General features: G+C 28.1%; 17 protein-coding genes and 1 tRNA gene. 7 read left to right on the top strand and 11 right to left on the bottom strand.

The window, feature by feature from the left end; translation table 4 throughout:
* Positions 1–35: 35 nt before the first annotated feature.
* Both ACJA23_RS01655 and ACJA23_RS01650 read left to right on the top strand, forming a co-directional pair.
* On the top strand, positions 36–629 hold the full coding sequence (locus ACJA23_RS01655) for an FMN-dependent NADH-azoreductase (RefSeq protein ID WP_406614681.1): 594 nt from the start codon (positions 36–38) through the stop codon (positions 627–629).
* Between the two features lie 382 nt (positions 630–1011).
* A complete protein-coding gene (locus ACJA23_RS01650) occupies positions 1012–3375 on the top strand; it encodes a hypothetical protein (protein ID WP_406614679.1) in 2364 nt (787 codons plus the stop codon).
* A gap of 142 nt (positions 3376–3517) precedes the next feature.
* Here ACJA23_RS01650 and thiI read toward each other — a convergent pair whose 3' ends face one another.
* Positions 3518–4678 carry a tRNA uracil 4-sulfurtransferase ThiI gene (thiI, locus tag ACJA23_RS01645; RefSeq protein ID WP_406614677.1) on the bottom strand — a complete coding sequence of 387 codons (1161 nt, stop codon included), beginning with the start codon at positions 4676–4678 and terminating at the stop codon, positions 3518–3520.
* A 2-nt stretch (positions 4679–4680) separates the two neighbouring features.
* Complete coding sequence (locus tag ACJA23_RS01640) at positions 4681–6249, bottom strand: hypothetical protein (protein ID WP_406614675.1); 1569 nt, start codon at positions 6247–6249, stop codon at positions 4681–4683.
* 379 nt (positions 6250–6628) lie between these two features.
* Between ACJA23_RS01640 and ACJA23_RS01635 the strand changes: the two genes are divergently transcribed.
* The 3 genes from ACJA23_RS01635 (at position 6629) to ACJA23_RS01625 (ending at position 12193) form a co-directional block, all read left to right on the top strand.
* Positions 6629–9592 (top strand): sialidase family protein, encoded by a 2964-nt coding sequence (locus ACJA23_RS01635; RefSeq protein ID WP_406614673.1) that lies wholly within the window; start codon positions 6629–6631, stop codon positions 9590–9592.
* A 129-nt stretch (positions 9593–9721) separates the two neighbouring features.
* Positions 9722–11584 (top strand): hypothetical protein, encoded by a 1863-nt coding sequence (locus ACJA23_RS01630; protein WP_406614671.1) that lies wholly within the window; start codon positions 9722–9724, stop codon positions 11582–11584.
* A gap of 54 nt (positions 11585–11638) precedes the next feature.
* Positions 11639–12193, top strand: a complete 555-nt coding sequence (locus ACJA23_RS01625) for an inorganic diphosphatase (protein ID WP_406614669.1) — start codon at positions 11639–11641, stop codon at positions 12191–12193.
* A gap of 27 nt (positions 12194–12220) precedes the next feature.
* Here ACJA23_RS01625 and ACJA23_RS01620 read toward each other — a convergent pair whose 3' ends face one another.
* Entirely contained in the window at positions 12221–13138 is a 918-nt protein-coding gene (locus ACJA23_RS01620) for an ROK family protein (RefSeq protein ID WP_406614667.1), read from the bottom strand.
* A gap of 152 nt (positions 13139–13290) precedes the next feature.
* Between ACJA23_RS01620 and ACJA23_RS01615 the strand changes: the two genes are divergently transcribed.
* On the top strand, positions 13291–14127 hold the full coding sequence (locus tag ACJA23_RS01615; protein ID WP_406614665.1) for a Cof-type HAD-IIB family hydrolase: 837 nt from the start codon (positions 13291–13293) through the stop codon (positions 14125–14127).
* A 66-nt stretch (positions 14128–14193) separates the two neighbouring features.
* On the opposite strand, the gene tig is transcribed toward ACJA23_RS01615, so the two are convergent.
* The 6 genes from tig to ACJA23_RS01585 all read right to left on the bottom strand — a co-directional run bounded on the left by tig (position 14194) and on the right by ACJA23_RS01585 (position 18991).
* Positions 14194–15510, bottom strand: a complete 1317-nt coding sequence (gene tig, locus ACJA23_RS01610; protein WP_406614663.1) for a trigger factor — start codon at positions 15508–15510, stop codon at positions 14194–14196.
* Positions 15511–15674: 164 nt separating this feature from the next.
* Positions 15675–16694, bottom strand: coding sequence for an NAD(P)H-dependent glycerol-3-phosphate dehydrogenase (locus ACJA23_RS01605; RefSeq protein ID WP_406614661.1), 1020 nt, complete (start codon positions 16692–16694; stop codon positions 15675–15677).
* A gap of 182 nt (positions 16695–16876) precedes the next feature.
* Positions 16877–16961, bottom strand: a tRNA-Leu gene (locus ACJA23_RS01600).
* 112 nt (positions 16962–17073) lie between these two features.
* A complete protein-coding gene (locus ACJA23_RS01595) occupies positions 17074–17769 on the bottom strand; it encodes a hypothetical protein (protein ID WP_406614659.1) in 696 nt (231 codons plus the stop codon).
* Positions 17770–17930: 161 nt separating this feature from the next.
* Positions 17931–18332: a hypothetical protein gene (locus ACJA23_RS01590; protein ID WP_406614657.1), complete on the bottom strand. Its 402-nt coding sequence runs from the start codon at positions 18330–18332 to the stop codon at positions 17931–17933.
* Positions 18333–18445: 113 nt separating this feature from the next.
* Positions 18446–18991: a hypothetical protein gene (locus ACJA23_RS01585; protein WP_406614655.1), complete on the bottom strand. Its 546-nt coding sequence runs from the start codon at positions 18989–18991 to the stop codon at positions 18446–18448.
* A gap of 300 nt (positions 18992–19291) precedes the next feature.
* Between ACJA23_RS01585 and ACJA23_RS01580 the strand changes: the two genes are divergently transcribed.
* The gene (locus ACJA23_RS01580) at positions 19292–20041 is read left to right on the top strand and encodes an MAG0110 family membrane protein (RefSeq protein WP_406614653.1); all 750 of its coding nucleotides are present in this window, start codon (positions 19292–19294) and stop codon (positions 20039–20041) included.
* A 203-nt stretch (positions 20042–20244) separates the two neighbouring features.
* Here ACJA23_RS01580 and rplL read toward each other — a convergent pair whose 3' ends face one another.
* Both rplL and rplJ read right to left on the bottom strand, forming a co-directional pair.
* On the bottom strand, positions 20245–20616 hold the full coding sequence (gene rplL, locus ACJA23_RS01575; protein WP_406614651.1) for a 50S ribosomal protein L7/L12: 372 nt from the start codon (positions 20614–20616) through the stop codon (positions 20245–20247).
* Between the two features lie 40 nt (positions 20617–20656).
* On the bottom strand, positions 20657–21154 hold the full coding sequence (gene rplJ, locus ACJA23_RS01570) for a 50S ribosomal protein L10 (RefSeq protein WP_406614649.1): 498 nt from the start codon (positions 21152–21154) through the stop codon (positions 20657–20659).
* Positions 21155–21187: the final 33 nt, after the last annotated feature.

Here is a 21187-nt window from a genome sequence, read left to right as displayed (position 1 = left end):
TATTGGTATAATATAAAAAATAAAAACGAGGTATTATGAAAAAAGTTTTATTTTTAGATGGAAACTTAAATCAAAATGAAGTTTCTTATTCATATCAAATAATGGATGCTTGTTTTAAACAAGTAAATAGCAAAGAATTTGATGTTAAAAGAGTTAACTTAAACCAAACTGAATTAGCTAAAACTTTCTTAACACAAGATAGTTTTGCAACTTACTTTGCTGATGTGGAATCAGACAAATGAATTAATGAATTAAAAGAGGTAGATTTATTAGTGCTTTCATGTTCAATGAATAACTTTGGTCCTTCTGTTGTTGTTAAAAACTTTATTGATTCAATTTGTGTAGCCAATAAAACATTTAGTTACAAATATTCAAATAAAGGTGATGCAGTTGGGTTATTAAATAACTTAAATGTGGTTGTTGTTGCAACACAAGGAGCTCCAAGAGATTGATATCCATTTGGAAGCCACATTGAATGATTAAAAGGAACATTTAACTTTTTAGGTGCTAAAAGTATTAACACATTAGAATACTGTGGAACAAAAGTAGCACCAATTAAAGATAAAAAACCTAGTGAAGTTGATCCAAAATTAGTGGATAAATTTGTTAAATTATTAAAAGAGATTTAAGTAAAGTTTTGATAAAAGGGCTAGCCGCCCTTTTTCTTTTAAGTTTCAAAATTACAAAAAGTATACATAACGAATATAACTATATATTGATGATATTTGTTATGTAAATTAAGTTACTTTTCTTTTTACCACAAATGTATAATAGTTTTCACTGGCATTAAATAACCTCAAATAGCAAAAATTAAAAAGTTACATCTATATCGTTTATATAAATTGCATATTTTTTACCATTTTCTTCTTTTTTTTTTTTTTTTTGTTTAATAAAAGTGAGAATAACTCAATTTGACGATTAATTGATATTCAAACAAGTATTATATAGGTCAAATGTTTAATAAGCAAAATAGTTCAAAAACCTACATATTACTTGTTTTTGAGGTAAATTATGAAAAATAGAAAATTTAGATTAATTTTATCCGCCGGTGTCTCATTAGCAATTGTTCCTACAATGATTGCAGCTAGTTGCGGAAGTAAAGCTGCAACTAATGAAAATACAAACGATGAAACAGCAGGTGATTCATCTAATACAAATGCAGATGGTGGAAACGATAATACTAATCCAAGTGAGCCTACTACACCTGAAACAAGTGGTGATAAAGATAGTACTCCTACTCCTAAACCAGTTGATCCAGTTACTCCAAGCGAAGGTAGTGGTGAAAAAGAAAATCCTACAACACCAGCAACAGGTGAAACAGGTAAAGAAACAAAACCAACAAATCCAGAAGATAATGCAGTTACTGAATTAAATAAGGTTAAAACTCAAGCTAAAAAAGATATTGATGCTTTAGCTAAATTATCAGTTGAAGTTAAAAATGAACTTAAAAAGCAAGTTGAATCAGCTGCAACAAGAGAGAATATCCAAACATTAGTAGATAATGCTAAAGCAGTGGATGCTGTAGTTATGCCTCTTGTACAACAAATTACAACATCTAAAGAAGTTAAAGCTAAATCAGATAGTGTTAGCGGTGATGTTAAAACAACTTTTGAAGCTGAATTAACTAAAGCTGAAGGTTTATTAACAAAAAATAACTTATTAAAAGCTGCCGCAACTACAAAAGATGAGTTAACTAAAGTAACAGCTGCTCTAAAAACATCTACTGATAAACTAAACGAAAGTATTTCATTAATTGCAAAACACTCAAGTGTAGTTGCAGAATTAGAAACTAAATTAGGTGATAGTGATACTTCAGTTAAAACATTAGTTGATGAATTAAAATCAAATCTATTAGAAAAAGTTCAATCATATAAAACTTATTCAGCGGAAAATGCAGCAAAAGCTGTAGAAGTTAAAGACTTATTAGATAAAGCAGATGTATTACAAACTTTAGTTTCTGAAAGTTTAGCTTTAAGAACATCATATACAAGAAATTACTACAACGCTTCAAATAAAGCTGAATTTGATAAAGCATTAGATAAAGCTTTAGTTTTATACCCAGAATACAACTTTAAAAACACTGAATTAGCAAATGCTGCTAAATATACAGAAGCTAATAATTCATTATATTGAGCTCCTGCTAGAGCAAAAGATGATTACAAACTACTTAACTATGTTAAAGAACAAGAAGGTAAAGTAGTTGTAGAAGAAACAGCTGATAATCAAGTAACTTCAACATTAGCGGCTTTAAAATCTCTTGAAGCAAAATTAAATGAAACTAAAACAGCATTAAACGGTGAAAGTAGAAAAGATTCTCAAGCTTACTTTAAAAATCCATTCAATTACACAGTTAGTTGAAGCGGATTCATGCCACATATTAAAATAGATAACTTACCAGGTTACTGAGTTGATTTAAAAAATACAGATGATAAAGATAAAGCAAATGGTTTATATGAAAAAACTGCATTCAAAAATACTACTAAAATTGATGAAAAAGAACAAAGTTTAATAACACCATTGAAAGCTTGATTTGATAATAAAAACAACTGAAAAGATTTATCAAGCTCATTAACTAAAAAATTAGGTTCAGAAAACTTTAACAATGTTAAATTAGGTGATCCAACATTTTCTTTCAAATATGTTGTATTCGATAAAGGTGTCTATATATTTACACAAGCAACTTTTGAGTTAACTGCACAAGATAATACAACATGATCAAAAGAAGATGGAGTTAAAAATACCATAACAATTGAATTAAGTGATTTAAGAAATGCATCACACAATAACGGAACAGAGCCAAGTGATGTAGGTTGAAATTACTTCACCAAAAATCTTGGTTCAAATGATCAAAAAATTGCATGGGATATTATGGCTAAATTCGTTGAATACAACGGACCAGCTATTCCGTTGGATGCAAGTATGTTAAATAATAGTAATTTAGGTACTGGGTTAACAGATCAGAAAACTATTTTTAACACTCAAAATGTTCCTGCAGATTTTAATAAGTCATTTAAAGATTGATTCTTGACATATTTAGATAATAGTGACCAAAACAAATTAAAAAATGTTTTAACACATTATCTAAAAAGATATGATGCCAGATTTAACTTATCAAATGGTGCAGTTGTCGCTTATCCATTTGATAGAAATAATGTAAAAAATATTGGGTACAACAGTAAAGATGAGTTAAGAAACAACTTCTCACTACAGCAAATCCAAGGTGATCATGAAGCTGTTTACTTACCAATACAAGTATCATCAGTTAAAAGATGAATCGCAACTTACTTTATAAGAATCCCATTAACAAAATTTGTAAAACCAGTAGCTAAATTGGAAGCAGCACAATCAGCGCCAGCTTCAGAAGCTGCTGCTTAATCTATACTATATAATTTATACAGTTCATAAAAATATTCCAATTTAAACATAAATTTCACAATTTTTATACATAGTCCTTTAAATAAAAAAAGCCACATATGATAGTCTCATATGTGGTTTTTTTAACATTAAAAAACTCTTATTATCATTTGGTTTGTTCTTTTTTAATTTTAAACACTTCGATATTATTTTCTACTAATTGTGTTTCGTATTGTGTTAAACGATCTAATGAATTTTCTAGTTCTAAAACTTGGTTTAGGGTTGGTTTAGTTACAGGTTTTTTAGGAGCAAATGATTCACAAGTTTCATTTGCTTTTATGACAGAAATATCATGTGTTTCTATTTTTCGAGCAATATTTATAATTTCATTTTTATCATAAGTTAAAAGTGGTCTTAACACTTGGTAATTTAAGCCATTGGCAATCACATGCATAGATTCAAGAGTTTGTGAAGCTACTTGCCCTAAATTTTCTCCATTACTCATTGCCATATAACCATATTTTTCACATAAAGATTGACCAATACGGTAGAAACTACGGCGCATTAAGGTAATTCTAAATGATTCATCATCACACATTTGTATATAAGACATTAAAGTTGAGTAATTTGCTAAATACAACATACTTGTTGTTTGATAACGGTTTAGGGTTTTTACTAAATTTAGCACTTTTTCATTAGTTTTTTCATCAGTTAAAGGTGGAGTAATAAAGGTTAAAAAATCTAGTTTAACACCACGTTTAAGCATTTGAAAAGCAGCTACAGGCGAATCAAAGCCACCTGAAAGCATATGCAATACCTTACCACTAGAACCAACAGGTAAACCACCTAGACCTTTGGTGAAGTTTGTGAAAATATATGAGTTTTTTTCTCTAACTTCAACATAAAAAACTTGATCTGGTGTATGAACATTGACCTTTAAATTAGTATGTTGTAAAACATAAGCCCCAAGATGGTTGTTGATTTGATTACTATTAAATTCAAACTTTTTAGAGTTTCTGTGTGCTTCGATTTTAAAAGTATGTGAATTAGTATTTACTAAATCTAGCACAGCTTTTTCAAATGCTACCATACTATTTTCAACAACTACAACCGGTGAATAAGAATCAATACCAAACACATATTGAAGCTTGTGCATATTTTCTTCAGTATAAGGAAGATACATGCGATCAAATGCAACTTCAGGTTTAGTTCCTACAATATGTAAAATATTATTAGCTAAGACATTAACAAACATATGTCTATTTTTCTTTTTCAAGACTAATTCACCAAAACGAATTAAGATTTTTGAATATGTGTGTTTCATGGTTATCCTTTATTTAGAACTAATGTTTTTAATTTATTAAAAGCTTGTTGATAATCATTATTTATGATATCTGTTTTACATAAATGAAGTGTGGTTTTAAGTTGTTCATTTAATTTTTCGCTTAACTCAGTTGTTGCATAAGTTTCAAGCTTTTTATACATTTTAGCGTATTGTTCATTAGCTGCGATAATTTTAACTAGTGATGCTAAATTTTGATTAAAAGCTTCAAGTTGCTTTTCAAAATTAGGATGAGCACTGTTTTTTAAATCTAGTTCCATAAATTGCTTTTCAACTTGATCTAAAAGCTGATTATTTTCATTATTAAAAGGAATTAAATTACTCCCAAAAACGTAATAAAAAACACTTTGAGCATTATGGAAGCGAGTATTAATTGAATGTGCATTTTTTTTGACTAAATGATCTGTGTTTTTATCATAAATATCTAAATAGATAATGTTTTGATAATTGTGAATAAAACTTTCAATAAGTTCTTTGATCGTTTGAGCTGAATGCATTTTAGCATTAAGCAAATCATTTTTAATACGTTCTAAATTTTCAATACATTCATTAATTTTAAGCTGTGTATGAGAATTTTTAGTTGTAATTAATTTACTTTTTAGGATCAAATTATCAAGTGTTTGTTTTTCCAATAAAATGCTATTAACAGTTTTTAATGCAGTTGCTTTAATGATTCTTTGGTTATATAAACTATAAATTTGATTATATAAAGCTTTAATTTGAGCAATAGTTGAGTCAACATTATCACAAATACAGTTATTTGATAGTGTTGTAATATCTTTTTCGATATTATCAAAAGCATCAGTTTCTCAATTTTTCTTAATATAGAAATTTTTAACATTTTGATTAACAATAGGTAAATTAGTATAAATAACAAATTCTAATTGATCTAGGATGAATACTTTTTTAGTTAGTTCGAGCAAAATACCTTTTGATTCTTTTAACAATTCCATCGCTTGGTTAAATTTAGCTTGTTGCAAATAAACTCGAGAATTTGATAAATTAGTTCTAAAAGTATCAATACTTTTTTCTAAACGGCTCGCAGTATTATCAATGTATAATCTTTTTTCTTCTAATACTTTTTCTAATTCAGCAGATATTTCCAGATAATTAGATGTTTGTTCATCAACTATCAATCATGGAATATTAAACTGGTTAGCAATACTATCAAATTTATTTTTTATAATTTTGATTTGTTTTAGTTCGCTTTTGGCTTGTCTTCTTAATTTTAATAACTTAAAAAACTTACTAGAAGTAATTTTAAGTTTCATTTGATCAATTAGTGCACAAATACTAGAGTATTTTTTCCCATATTGAGAGTTGATATTTTGTAAAGAATTAACTATATCTATATACTTTTCTTCTGTAGCTGATAGCACTTTTGAACGATTTATAGCATTTTCGTTATATGTTTTTCATTGCAAAATGTTATCAGCCATGTTTTCACAATACTGTTGTGTACGAGAAAAAAATATGTTTCTCACAACCATCACAAACAACCAAAGTTCAACTAGTGATAAAAAAACAATCGCAACTATAATAGCTTCAGACATTGATGCTCCTAATAAAATATAATTATATTAAATATAGTATAGCTGTTTTAACTAAAAAACTATTTCAAATTATTCAAAATATGCATTAACACACTAAAAATATTGTTAGTCTTCATAAATAGTTTTTTGGTGTGAAAAAAATCTATTTATGCTGTAAACTTCACCTAACTTCATAATATGGCATAAATGAAATAATTCACATAAAACAATGTTTTTTAGTATTGAATTGTTAAAGAATTAAGCCAAAGTTATATAATTTATGCATTAAATTTTCTCATAAACACAAAAGTGAAATTTCCCACAATTTAATTGAAAAAAATAGCAATTTACCTTTTTTTATTCTTTACTTTAAGCACCAATAATATATAATTTAAAAACTATGAGAAACAAAAAAGATGACATTACAAAAAACGCTACTGATGATCAATTAAGTAACAATTCTAAAAAAAATAAAAATAAAAAATTATTATTATTAGCTGGTGCATTGCTTTTAGTAAACGTTCCGTTTCTAACTACAATTACAACAGCAGTAGGTCTATCATTTAATTCAAACAGCATGGATTCATCACGTATTGACAATATTTTAAATAGCAATACAAGTAACAATATTATTTTTAACCCTTTTGAAAAAGAAAATATTAGTGTAAACCCAAACATTAATGAAGAAGTACGTGACAGCAATCAACCTATTTCTCAAATCACAGAATCTAACTATTTAGAATTTGTTTCAGCAACTATTTCAGAAAACAAAAAATCTGATGATGCAAAAAGTAATACTGAAACATTTTATAAACTTACAAATGAAAATTCAAAATTAAAAGGGGTTAATGTTGAAGACAATTCAATTTTAATCGAATTAATTCAAGGAAATGGACCAGGAAAAGTATTCAAAGTTGATTTTCCAAATGACTCATTTAAAAAATTTAATTTAGATGAATTAAAAGTCGGTTGAGAACAAAGTGAAAATGCAGCATCAATGAATCCTATTCCAAATAAAAGAGAACTTGATGGGATTTTAAATAATGACAATAATATCAATGTAAATGTATTTAAAAATATTTTAGGTGTTAACTTTACACTTACAGATCAATCTCAAGACTTACAAAGTTTCAAAATGAAGCCGTTGATGTTATCTGATGCAACATTAAGCAAAGATTTATTCTTAAATGTAAAAGTTACAGCTACTTTTGATATCCCAGCTGCTACAATTGAAGACCCAAATAAAATGACTCAACTTGAAAAATCATTCAATGTATCACTTGATTTAACACAATTAGACACAACAAAAGATTTATTCGTTAAAAAAGCACCTACAATCGAAAATGCAGAAGTTTACAACAGCATTATGCTAGGAAATCATTTCTCAAATATCACAACTAATTTAAATGAATTTTACAATTTAGATTCATCATCAATTAATAACAGTGAAGAAATTAGTAAATATATCACACAAACTAGCACACCTATAACTCTTAAAGAATTTTTAGAATCTAACAACATTTTTAACACAATTTTAGAACCAACAGACAATGTCAATCAATACTACAAAGTTTCAATCATTAAACCAACACTACAAGATTTATTAGACGGTGATGGTTATTTAGCCACCAAATATTTAGATAAACTAAAAGAAAATAAATTACCAGTCAAAATCGGTATCTTTAACACAAGGATAAAAGATTTACAGTTATTTAATTATGATGTAACTGTAACTCCTAGCCAATCAACCAGTTGAAGAATTAAAGCATTAAACAGCAGCAGCAATGATCGTTTTTTAGGTGTTAATGACTTTAATTCAAATTCTTGAAGAATTCCAGGAATTAATAAAACACAAGACGGTACACTTATTTTCCATACCGATAAACGTTTGGCAAACGATGAAGACTTTAGTGAAATCGATCAAATTAGTCGTGTTTCTAAGGATGGAGGAGCAACTTGATCTGATCCTCAAAATATTATCAAAATTGTTGCCAAAAATACTAATGAAGGTAAAAATAAAGGTATGGCAATCGATGGGTCTATGGTTGAAGCAATTGACCCAGTTACCAAACAAAAGAAACTTATTATTTTATTCGGTGTATCTAACTATCGTCATGTAGTTATAAACGAAGGAACTTGAAGAGATGATTGAGTTACTTCAGGATTTGTTAACAATGGTAAATGAATGGTGTTTTTTGACAAAGACAGGATAAACACAAAACTTGTAGCAAAACCAATTGTTGTTGATGGTAGAAATGAATGATGAAAAATTTATGAAGTTCAAAATTCTCAAAATATAAAATGAGAAAATATTAATGACAATACACCAATGACATCAGCAGGTATAGTTGTTGACAATAGTTATAAGAACGGTTATGTTACAGGTGATGTGTACGCTGGCATACCAAATGATATATTTGACAATTTTGGTGAACCAGGTAGAAATTCTACATCTCCACAAATTAGCAAATATTTAACTCAATATTCTGTTTGAGACCAGAGATATGATAGTTCGACTCCTGTAAAAAGAGGATACATTAAGAGAGAAGAGCGTTTTAAGGATTTACGTTCAAGTTTTAAATATTCATTTGACGCAATTTTATTTACATACAAATTAGAATCAACTGATGGTGGTCAAACATGAGGTAATTTTGAAAACATTAGTCCACAGTTAGGTAGAAAATGAGAAAAATTTCTAATTAACGGTGTTGGTTCAGGTATTCAGCTAAAAAACCAAAGAAGTAGTTCTAAAAACGGTAGAATTATTATTCCATTTTACCATTGAGATGGACGTTGGGAAAATCACCAATTAACACAAAAATCAACACTTGTAATCAGTGATGATATGGGTAAAACTTTTAGAAAAGTAAATAATAGCCAAGTCCCTGGTGTTTACTCTTCAGAATCATCAATCAATGAAGATTCACAAGGAAACTTATGATGATTAAGAAGAAGTTCAGTAGGTAGAAATACATTTATATTATTTAAATCTTCAAATGGTGGAGATTCTTGAACAAGAGTATTTGAAGGGCCAGCTGCCAATATTTCAAATAACCAATTTATCGGTTCTACCATTGTTAAATCAAGTGCTGGTGAATGATTGCTTTTTGGAGCACCTACATTACAAGGTGCAGACAGGACCAATGGTAAATTATTCATGATTGATTTAAAAAATCCAACCAGAATTACAAAACTTGCGGACATTAACAATCCTAATATATCATTCTCATATTCAACTACAATTACAACAAACGAAAACCCAATCTTTTTTGATATATTACTGTTTTATGAAACACATAGAGCAGGTGGTGTAGATAAAACTACAAGTATTCAACTTAGAAAATTCCGTGTATTCACAATTTAATTTATTCAACAGGTATTCAAATGAAGATCTGTTTTTAATACTTTAATTTAACTTATAAATCGCTAGATTTTGCTACAAAAATAAATTAATAGTTCTATAATATCACTAACAAAATTAAATAGGAAATCAATGAATATATCAAGTAAAATTAAATTCTCAATATTATCAATTTGCTCATTAGCTACTTTTAGTAGTTTAATCTCTTGCAACGATACTAGTGTAATAGTAAGTAAAACAGAAAATGTACCTCAAAATCAAAATAATAAAGAAAGTAAAAATAAAGAAGAAAAACCAGCTGAAAAAGATCAACCAATAACCAATGATAGTGGAAATACAACTACAGAAGTAAATACACAAGAATCAACAAAACCTACAGATGAAGAAAGTACTACAAATAATATACAGACATCAGAAAATAATACTGATGTAGAAAATAAAGATGAAGTTATTCAACCAATACAAAATAATGAACTAAATCAAGAATTTGTAAAAGGTGGAGTGATAAATAATTATCTAAATGTTGATAAATATGCATATTTAGTTTCGGAACTAAATCTAAACCCTAATTCATTAGCTCATTATCAAAAAGATAAATTCAAAATATTTAATAATGATGAATTAAGCTTAAGCAACATTACAATCACATATATTAATGATCAAAACGGAATTATCAAATGCGATGTATCTGGTAGTTATTTAGGTCATAATTTTGAAGCTAACGATATAACTATAAGTGGTTTTATTAAACCAACTAGAGTGAGATCAATTGGCTATGATTTTGATAAAGAATATTTAATCAAAAATAAAATTATAAAAGCTAATTTACCAACATTAAATCAGGAACAAGTTTTAAAAACTATAAAAAGATTATCAGGTGAAACATTTGAAGCGCTAAATAATACCAGAACTGCTTCTTATGATATATTAGAGTTAATCAATAACAGCGAAGTTAAAGTTGTGCGTGCTAGTTATGATAATAATGGTGTTTTATCACTTAACTTACAACAAAAATTAATACATTTTGAAAATAATAAAGAAACCACTGAAGAAATAAGTTTTTTAATTTGAAATGACATTAGAATTAATCCAGTAGAAAATACAGATATATTAGCTTATGTTTTAGCTAATCATTTAGTAGTAAACAATAATAACCTTACTCCTAAAGCCACTATATATCCATCATTTTGGACAAATATATACCGTAAAGAAATTAAAGAAAATACTAATTTTCCTTATATTACAGTTGATCCAGCTTGAAGTGAATTTAGAAGTTGAGAAGATAGTTTAGATAGTCATCCAGGAACTATTGTTAGTTTTATCAGCGATCTAAAATCTAATGATTTTGAAGGAAAACTATTTTTAACTCAAAACTTATATTGATTAGATAACAACGGTGATAAAATAGCAGAATTAAGTGGTAAAACATTTGAATTAAATGGATTTAAGACTATTTCTAAAGCACAGCTAAAATCACTTTTAACCGCACAACCTACACAAAGAGTCATTGATAATATTGCCAAATTATATATAAGCTCAAATAAAACTAAAAATGAATTTAAAACTAATGATCAATTAAGAGAATTGTTAAAATCACACATTAGTAGTAATGGATATTTCTATACTTTTATTAGAAGTCATAATAGTTCAATGTTTCATAATAACAATACCAATCCTTATATGGTTAATAATAACTTTGATGTTTTAATTAGACCTAATGATCAAAGTACTAATTTTACTGACTTAAAATTAAAATATGATCCATATAGTTCAACTATTTCAATTGCCAAAGCTCGTGATTTTATTGATATAAATGGTTTAACATTAAAAAATGTTAGTTTTATAGTTAATTCAATTAATGAAAGTGAGAAAAAAATAAACATAACTTTTAAAGCAACTTTAACACTAGGTATTTCTAATTCTAATATTAATAATAATGAATATAATGATTTAGATTTAGATATAAACACCACATTAGATTATCGTTATAATTAAGCTAATAATTAAGATTTTACGCACTTAAAAGTTTATTTTTGGTATCATTTTAATATGAAAAAAACAGTACAAGTAAAAGTTGAAATTTCAAAAAATTCAAGAATTAAATACGAATACAATCGTAAAACCGGTGAAATGGAAGTAGATCGAATCTTAAGAGGAGATTTTGTTTACCCATGTAATTACGGTTTTATTCCAGAAGCTTTAGATTGAGACGGAGATGAGTTAGATGTTTTAATTTATTCACCTGAAACATTTGCTCCTGGAGTTAAATTAAATGCTCGTATTATTGGAGCTATGAAAATGATTGATGATGGTGAAACTGATACTAAATTAGTGGCTGTGCATGCTGATGATTATCGTTTAGACCACATTAATAGTCTTGAAGATTTACCAAGTCCATTTTTAGATACAGTTAAAACATTCTTTAGCACATACAAAAACTGAAAACGTGTTGGAATTACATCAGTGAGTGGTTTTGAAGGTTATGAGTGAGCTATGGAAGAATATAAAGAATGTGTTGAATTAATGGAAAAATACGGTCAAATGGATAAAAAAGAATTCATCAAACTAATGATGCAAAAACACCCAGAAAAATATGAAGCATAAAAAAATCAGGTTCGCCTGATTTTTATTTTAGTTTTGTCTTGCTTTAATTAAATAATACAGTCCATATAAAGCGCTATCATCACCTAACTTATCAAATCTTAAAGTTACATTATGAAAGTGATTAAAATCACTTATTGTTTTAGCTTTTTCAAATGCTGCTAGCACCATGTCTTGTTCAGCTAGTCCAATTGAACCCCCAATAAAATAGTTGTTTGGCGCAATTAAAGCAGCTGTAATCGCAAAAGTTTTACTTAAAGCATCTGTCGCTTCATCAACTAATAATTTAGCCTCGCTGCTATTTTGTTTTGCTAGCTCAAAAATAGTTTTTGCATCAGCTGCTAGGTTATAATATTGAGCTTTAGTAGCTAACCCACTACCTGAGCAATGTAGTTCCAGAGCATAAGGGCTTTTTAGCTTATATTCACCTGGAAATTTCTTACTTGCTACTGGTAATTGTGCAATTTCTTGAGCAAAGTATTTGTTTCCATGGTATATTTGGTTATTAATAACTAACCCAGCACCAAAACCGGTGCTAATTGTAAAAAACTGACTAATTTCATGATCTAAGCAATTATAATAAACATGATTTGCATAAGCCATCACATTAGCATCATTTTCAAAAACAATATCTAATAATTTAGTTTTAGCTAATAAATAACTTTTAACATCAAAGTTTTCTCAACTACCACCTAAATTAGGTGATTTGTGAACTATTCCATTTTCATAATCACTAGGTCCAGGAATACATAATGCTAAAAACTTAACGTGATGGTCATTAACTAATTGCACAATTCAATCCATAGTAATTTCAGCGCTTAAACTATTAGTTTGAGTTTTATATTTTTGTTTTATTTTACCTTCACTATTAAATAAAGCGAATCTAACATTAGTTCCACCAATATCAACAGCTGCAAAGTCATTTTCGTGTGTTAAATGTTGTGTCATAGTTAAATTATAAAATAATTTAACTTATAAAACTTTTATCACTTTAATAGTTGTATTATCAACTTGTGTGTGCATTATGGCTAAACTTTATAAAGTTAACTATTAAACTAGTTAAATGTATGATTTTCAATTTAATAGTTTAAAATAGAACTATGAGTAAATTTGCAGTTTTTAGTGATGTTGATGGAACAATTTATCCGTTTCCAGGTAAACATTTAGACCCAAAAACTAGCTCTTATGTTGAAAAATTAGCACAAAAAGATGTACCATTTGTAATCAACACTGGTAATGGACCATATCCAAAAATTCAAAAACTAGCTGATAAATTAAATGCCAGATACATAATTTGTTCTAATGGAGCTTTAATTTTTGATAATCAGAAAAAAGAAATCTTAAATTTAGAACTACTACCACTTACAGAAGCTAAAAAAGTTTTTGATTTAGCTAAAGAAACTGGAGTTGGTTTATATTACTTTGGTACTCACCAGTACTACTTACATTTATATAGCGAACAGTTTTTAAACTTTATTACAGAGTTTTGTGAGTATGATCAATGAATTACTGATGGTAGATTAAACGAAGATATGCATAAAATCGAAATCTATGGTGATTTAGATAAATTGGATTTATTTTATCAAAAAGCTTTAGAGCAAAAAATTAACTTAAACATTTGTAAATTAGATCGTCATATTGAGATAACTAAAAGTGGAGTTTCAAAAGGTACAGGTATCAAATGACTATGTGATAATGTTTTTGGAGCTAAACTTGAAGATGTTATGGCAATCGGTGATTCACAAAATGATATTTCAATGTTTAAAATGGTCGGTTATCCTTATGCTATGGAAAACGCAGATAGCTACACTCGTAGCTTTGCTAAATATTACACTTCAACAGTTGAACAATTAGGTTTAATTGAAGCAATAGAAGACTACTTGTATCGTGTTGATTTTGATTTAAAGCGTGCTATTTCTCAACAAAAAGCTAAATAATACTTACCCCATTGGGTAAGTTTTTTATTGCTTTAAGGGCAAGAAAAAAATAGCAATTGCTTGCTATTATTTCATAAGTGGGTTTAGAGATTTAGCTACTTTATCTGCAACTTTAGGGTCAATGTTATTTAAGATTTTAGCTAAGTTTCTAGCTAGTTTTAAGAAGTCTTCAGCTACTTGTTCTGTAAATCAAGGGAATTGTTTGTTTGCTTGTTGTAATTTTTGCACTTCTTCTTTTGTATATTCTGGTGCAAATTTTTCACCTGTTAAAAAGTCAAATACAAGGCTTTTTCCTACACGTGAAGTAGCTTCTTCTTTAAATTGTTTATCTAATTCTGCTTCTGAAACTTTAATAAAGTTTAAGTATTCAGATTTTTTCATTCCTAAAGTTTTAAGTTGTTGAGCAAATTCTTTTTCTAAAGTTTCAATTTCTCTATTAATAAATTGTAGATATTGAGGAACATGAGCTACTTCGTAAATTTTACTAATTAAGTCATCTAATAGTTTTCTATTAGTTGTATAAACTTTGTTTAGCAGTAAGCTTCTTTTTAAGAAAGCTCAGAATTCATCAACATTTTTAATGTTATCCATTTGTAATGATTTTACATATTCATCAGTAATTTGGAATTTTTCTAATGTTTGGAAGCTGTGAATAAATACTTCAAAAACAGCATCTTTACCACGGTATGCAGCTGAAAAGTAGTTTTCAGGGAATTTAACTTTAACTTCACCTTTTCAGCCAGCTTTTTTACCTACTAATTGATCTTCAAATCCTTCAATAAAGCTTTTTGAACCTAATTGTAATTCGTATTCGGTTGCTTCTCCACCTTCAAATGGTTCATTATCAATAAATCCTTTGAAGTCAATTAAAACTTTATCACCTGATTGTGTTTTAGCAGTTTTCTTAGCTGGTACATATTTTGAAAGTTTTTGAATGTAATTTTCTTGTTCGACTTTGAATTGAGCTGCTGTAAATGTATATGAACCTGGTTTAACTTTAATTTTTGATCAATCTAAATCATCAAAATCTGGGTAGTAAACATTAACATAAGTAATAGCGATTGAATTTTCACCCTTTTGCTCACCTAATTCAACATATCTATCAATTAAACGAGATTTAATTTTTAGATTTTCAGCATATGTTACAGCATCCATATTCTTTTTATCTTTGAAATAGTTAAAAGTTCTCAAAGCAACTTCATCATGATTTACATAAGCAACTAATTTATTAAATGGAGCTTTACCAGCACGGTATCCTGGAACTTTAATATTTTTAGTAGCTTCTTTTACTTTATCATTATAAACTTTAAGATATTCTTCTTCAGGGACACTAACAACCACACGTAATGTTGCGTTTTTCTTGTCAAATGTGTGTTTGATCATATTTTCTCCTTATCATATGATGGTTTGTTTGTTATATTAACATTGTTAATATAATTTTACTTTATTTTTACCTTTTTCATAATAACTAAATACAAAAATAGCCTTTTTAAAGTTAAAAAAAGAAGCTAATAAACTAGCTTCTTTTTATTTTAGTTTGGCTTTAATTAGTTATTTTCGTATTTTGAACTATTAGCAATAAAATCTGTGAGATATGAAGCTTTTTTGTTATGTAACAAGATATCTATGATACTTTGTAAAAAAGGTACACTAACATTATTACGTTTAATTAATTTATTTAGTGTTTTTGCAGTTTCATACCCTTCAACTGTTGAAGTATTTTTAGCTAAAGCATCGTTAATTCCTATCTCTGCAACTAATAAACCAAATGAATAATTACGGCTTTTGTTTGATGAACAAGTTAAAATAATATCACCGATACCAGCATAACTAAAAGCTACTTCATGGCTAAATTCAGTTGGATATAACACTTGGTATAGTTTAATTATTTCTTGAGTACCAAGTGTGATTAGAGCTGAATGAGTGTTAACTGATTCGTTATTATATGAGCTAATTCCTAATCCAATTGATAAAAGGTTTTTGGCAGCCGCAAAAAGCTCACATCCATTAACTTTTTGTGAAGCGACCAATTTAAAGGAACTGTTGTTAAAGTATGAAGCAATATCTTCTAAATATTCAACATTTTCACCCACAATATTAATAACAGTTAAGTCATGTTGGAATACCTCAATAGCATATGAGGGACCAACTAGTGAAGCTAGGTTTTTTAAATTACTTCTAAATTTCTTTTGTACAAATTCAGAAAATAATAGTTCTGAATTTTGTTCAAAACCTTTTGAAAGGTTAATAATATCAACATGTTTATATTTGATAATATCTTTTAATTGTTTTAGTACTGTTTTTATTGCATGTGAAGGAACTGCTAATACAAAAGTATTAGCAAAATCAACTAATTCTTTTAAGCTGGTTGTAGCTATAACATTTTCTTGATGGCTAAATTTAATCGAATTAAAATATTTTGTATTTCTTCCATTATTTATATCGTTGATTTCAGCTAGATCAACACCATAAAGCATTACTTTATGACCATTAGAAGATAAAACATTAGCTAAAGCGCTACCTCAAGCTCCTGTACCTATAAAACCAAATTTTCTTAATTTTTTCATATATAAAATAATTATACTAGACTATACAACATTTAATGTTGTAGTTTTATAAAAACTAGTTATTTATGCTGTGTTTAAACTTATCATTAAAAACAAAAAGAAAACACTGCTGGCAACAGTGTTTAAATTTGAGTATTTTAATGTATTTTTAATGTTTTTTTGAATAAATCAAATTAGATTTATGGTGCCCAAGACAGGACTTGAACCTGCACGGGGTTACCCACTAGATCCTTAGTCTAGCGTGTCTACCAGTTCCACCACTTGGGCATACCTTAAATATTTTAGCACATAAATTGCAAATTTGATAAATTTTTTTATAAATTATTTAAAAAATACCCAAATGGGTATTTATTTATGAATGATTAATTTAATAAATAGATTATCTTTTCTTGAAGAACATATCAAGAGTCGTAAATGCAAATCTATCTTTTGTAGGAGTTTGTGGGTCTTCAGCTACTTGTTGACCAACTGCAACACCATAGTAATATCTGTTATTTCAGTAAGTTGCGTTTAATAAGTGACCTCAACCATCGATAAAATCAGGGTTTTTAGCATATGAGTGTCTTTCACCTAAAATCGCTTTTCAAACAGTTGTTGAAACAAATGATGGATAGAAACCATAACCTTTTTTAACAGGAAGTGGTTGGTTATCAACACCATAGTAATTATCAGTATAAGTTAAATTCAATCTAGATAATGCTTCTTGTGTTGTAGTTGCGTATGCATGTTCTTGCATATTTTTAAAATCAACTTTTCTTTCTTTTTCAGATAATTCATTTAATTTATTTTTTCTAGTAACAACACCTTTTGTGTGTGAAAGAATACCATGTAAAATTAAACTAGCTTTTTCTTGATCATTAAGTAACTCACTAGCATCCGCTAATAATGGAATATTTAATTTTGATCTTAATAAGTTATGTTTTCTAACTTGAAGTTTTGTAAACTCATCATTAAATTTAATTCATGGTTTAAGTATTTCAACAGTAGCGTTATCAATTGTAAAATTGGCTCATTTAGATTTATTACTTGTGAATTCACCTCTACCAGCAATAATTTCATCAAGTGAAATTTCCATATATTTTTTAGAACTTCTTGAATTTTTGCATCAGCAACGATTTTTCTGTAATCCTCGATTCCTGTATAAAATTCACCTGTTGCTTCTCTACGCTCTAAATTATATGTTGCATCAAAAATAGCACTATTTTTTTCCTTATCAAATTGATCATATGAGAAATCTTATCTTCTTTCTTTTTTAGGAATAGCATTAAAATCTGTAACAGCTTTATTTAGTCTATCCGCTTCTTTGTCTTGATCCTTTAATACAACTTTTATTCTACTAATTAAACCTTCTGCTGCTTTTAGTGTCCGTTGCTCATAGAAAGCTTTTGCTATTTGAAAAATTTCAGTAGTGTTAGGATTGTTATATCATTTATTACCATTTTTTAGTAAGTTTGCATCATTTTCAAAAGTTGATCTAGCTGCGTCATCTATAACAAAATTTACATAATTAACTTTAATATCATTGATTAAATCATCTAACATTTTAGAATACAAGAATACTCAATTACCAGCTTTAGCATCAGCAGGTGTATCTAAAATGTTTAATCCATAAGGTTCAAGAAAAGCGTTATCTCACATTGATTGAGTTTTTAACTGATTTTCTTCAGAACTAAAATCTGCATTTTCACCTTTTGCTTTCGCAGAAGTTAAAATACCACTAAAAACTCCTTTTCTGTTTGATTTTAATTGCTCTACATATGCTGTAAGTCCAGGAATTGGGTTTTTGTTAATATAGCAATAATATTGTCAGCACTTTTTAATACTTTTTCTAATTTTTGAACTGTTTTTTGTTTTGGAGTTCTGTTATCTACGACAGCTGTTGAAGTTGATGCAGATGCAGTAGAAGCATCTTCAAAAACAGGTGGTTCAGCATTTGCACTAGCAGATGTTGAATTACTTGCGAAAACATCAACTGGTACTAATGATTTACCGTTTGCTCCTTCAATTGCTTTAACTTCAATATTTGATGAAGCTCTTGCCCCTTCGTTTTCACTTCCTCCAGCTTGTGAATCTGTACCTGTATTAGATCCACTTGCTGAACTTTCAGTATTATTACCAGCACTTTCCCCATTTGCTGATGTATTACTTTCGTTTCCACTAGCTTGATTATCACCAGCTTTGTTGTTGTCGTTTTTATCTAATTTATTAACAATTTCATTCGCTTCTTTACATGAAACAGCAACTAACGGAATTGCTGAAACCATTAATGGAAGAATTCATTTGTTTTTAATTTTCATATTTTGTCCCTTTTGATATCCACTCTAATAACTATAGTTAATAAATAAATCTATAGCTGTCTATGTTAGAGCAGATTTTTTGTATGTTTATATATTATAAACGTAATTTTAAAAATTAAATAGTTGCATTTTCATAATTTCCAATACTAAAATATTGGTAAAACTAGCCTAAAATTTACTATTTTAAAAACTCATTAATTTAGTTTAATTAACTAAAGCAAAAACATAAGTAAGATTTTAGTTTCGTTATTTTGTTTCTAACTACATAATATTTAAATAAACAATGTATAATTTAAAAATATGTTAGAAAATCAATATACAAATCATAATTTTAATGATACTAAAGCTCTAACAAGAAGTAAAGGAATGTTTTATGGAACAATTCTAACAACATTCGCTTTAACTGTTATTGTTACGGTTGCTTTATCCTTTTTGTTTTTCAAAATAGCTACTGTAAGATATTATGAAACTACACAATTAATAGTAGGAGATTTAAACTTTATTTTAATGACAGCAGCAATAGGTGTATTAACTTTTGTTGTAATTATCTTAATGTGATTTATGTCGCCTCGAAGAAGAATATTAACTTTTATTTCAATACCTATCTTTATTCTTTACTTTTCAATTATTATCGGATATGGATTATCATTTGGAGTTAATAAAGCTGGGTTTGATGCTAATGTAATTTTAGCTATCTTCTTTATTCCTGGATTGATCTTATTAATTGCAGGAATATTAGGAATCTGTAGACTAGTTCACATTAAAACAATTTGACTATTAAGTGGTATCTTATTTGCTGGGTTAATTATTGCAATTATCGTTTCAGTAGTTTATGCTAGAGCTTATTGATGAATTCCGACAATCGCAATAGCATCAATAAGTGTTACATCTATTATTTCATTTTGAAATATTAGAACTACAGCTGATAATATCCAATTTGCTTCAACAAGTGAAATTATCAGCCACGGTATTTACTATGGTGTTCAGATGTTTATCTTCTATATTCAATTAGTAAGATTATTAATGGACTACTTTGTATTAGACCGTTAATTATAGTTTTAAGTACTGCTAAAAGCAGTATTTTTTATTTAAGTTTTATAAAAGAGGTTAGTGCTTTTTAATTAGCTAAACTACTGGTTTTACTATGGTTTTAGGTAAGATAGTATCAATAATTATGACTACTAAACCAAATCAAAAGTATTAAAAAAGCATCACATTGCTGTGATACTTAAAATGATTTATTGAAAATGATATTATTCAAACGCAACTTCTGCACCAGCTTCAACTAAAGCTGCTTTCATAGCTTCAGCTTCTTCTAATTTAACGTCTTCTTTTAGAACTGCAGGTAATGTATCAACGATTTTCTTAGCGTACATAAGTCCAACGTTAAGTAAATCTTTAACAACTTTGATGATAGCAACTTTTTTACCGTTATCTGCTTTTAGAACAACTTTAACAGTTGATTTTTCTTCAGCAGCACCTTCAGCAGGAGCAGCAGCAACTGCTACAGCAGCCATAGGGTCGATTCCGAACTCTTCTTTCATTGCTTCTACAAGTTCCATAATTTCTTTAATTGACATTTCTTTTAATGATTCAATAAATTGTGCTTTTTCTAATTTAGCCATGTTATTTCCTTTCTAATTTTGTCTTACGACTAATTTATGATTATTCTGATTTACCTTCACTTACCAATTTAAGTGATAATGACATTTGTTGTAAAGGTGACATCATTGAACGTGCAAGAATTGCAAGTGCTTCTTCATATGTAGGTAAAGTAGCAACTGAGTGTACTCCAGCAGCATCAACAACATTTCCTTCGTATGTACCAGCTTTAACAACCATTAGTTTGTGTTTTTTAGCAAAACCTACTAATAATTTAGCAGCAGACATACCATCGTTTTGTGAAAATGCAAAGATGTTTGGACCAACTAAGTGAGCTCCTAAACCATCAATACCACATTGTTCAGCAGCGATTTTTACAAGTCTGTTTTTGTAAACTTTAATTTCAACACCAAGTTTTTTAGCTTCTTTTCTTAATTCTTGTAATTCAGAAACTGTTAAACCACGGTATTCACCTAAAGCTAAAGCTTGTGAAGTTTGAATTTTCTCAACGATTTCAGCAACAACTTCTCTTTTTTCTGCTTTGAATTTTGATTCTGACATATTATTTGCCTCCTTTCAAAATTTTATGCAATA

The sequence above is a fragment of the Mycoplasma corogypsi genome, assembly GCF_045276875.1.
GTDB classification, from domain to species: domain Bacteria; phylum Bacillota_I; class Bacilli_A; order Mycoplasmatales; family Metamycoplasmataceae; genus Mycoplasmopsis; species Mycoplasmopsis corogypsi.
Note: the sequence above shows the minus strand (reverse complement) of the source record. Positions and strands in the feature narration are given on the sequence as shown.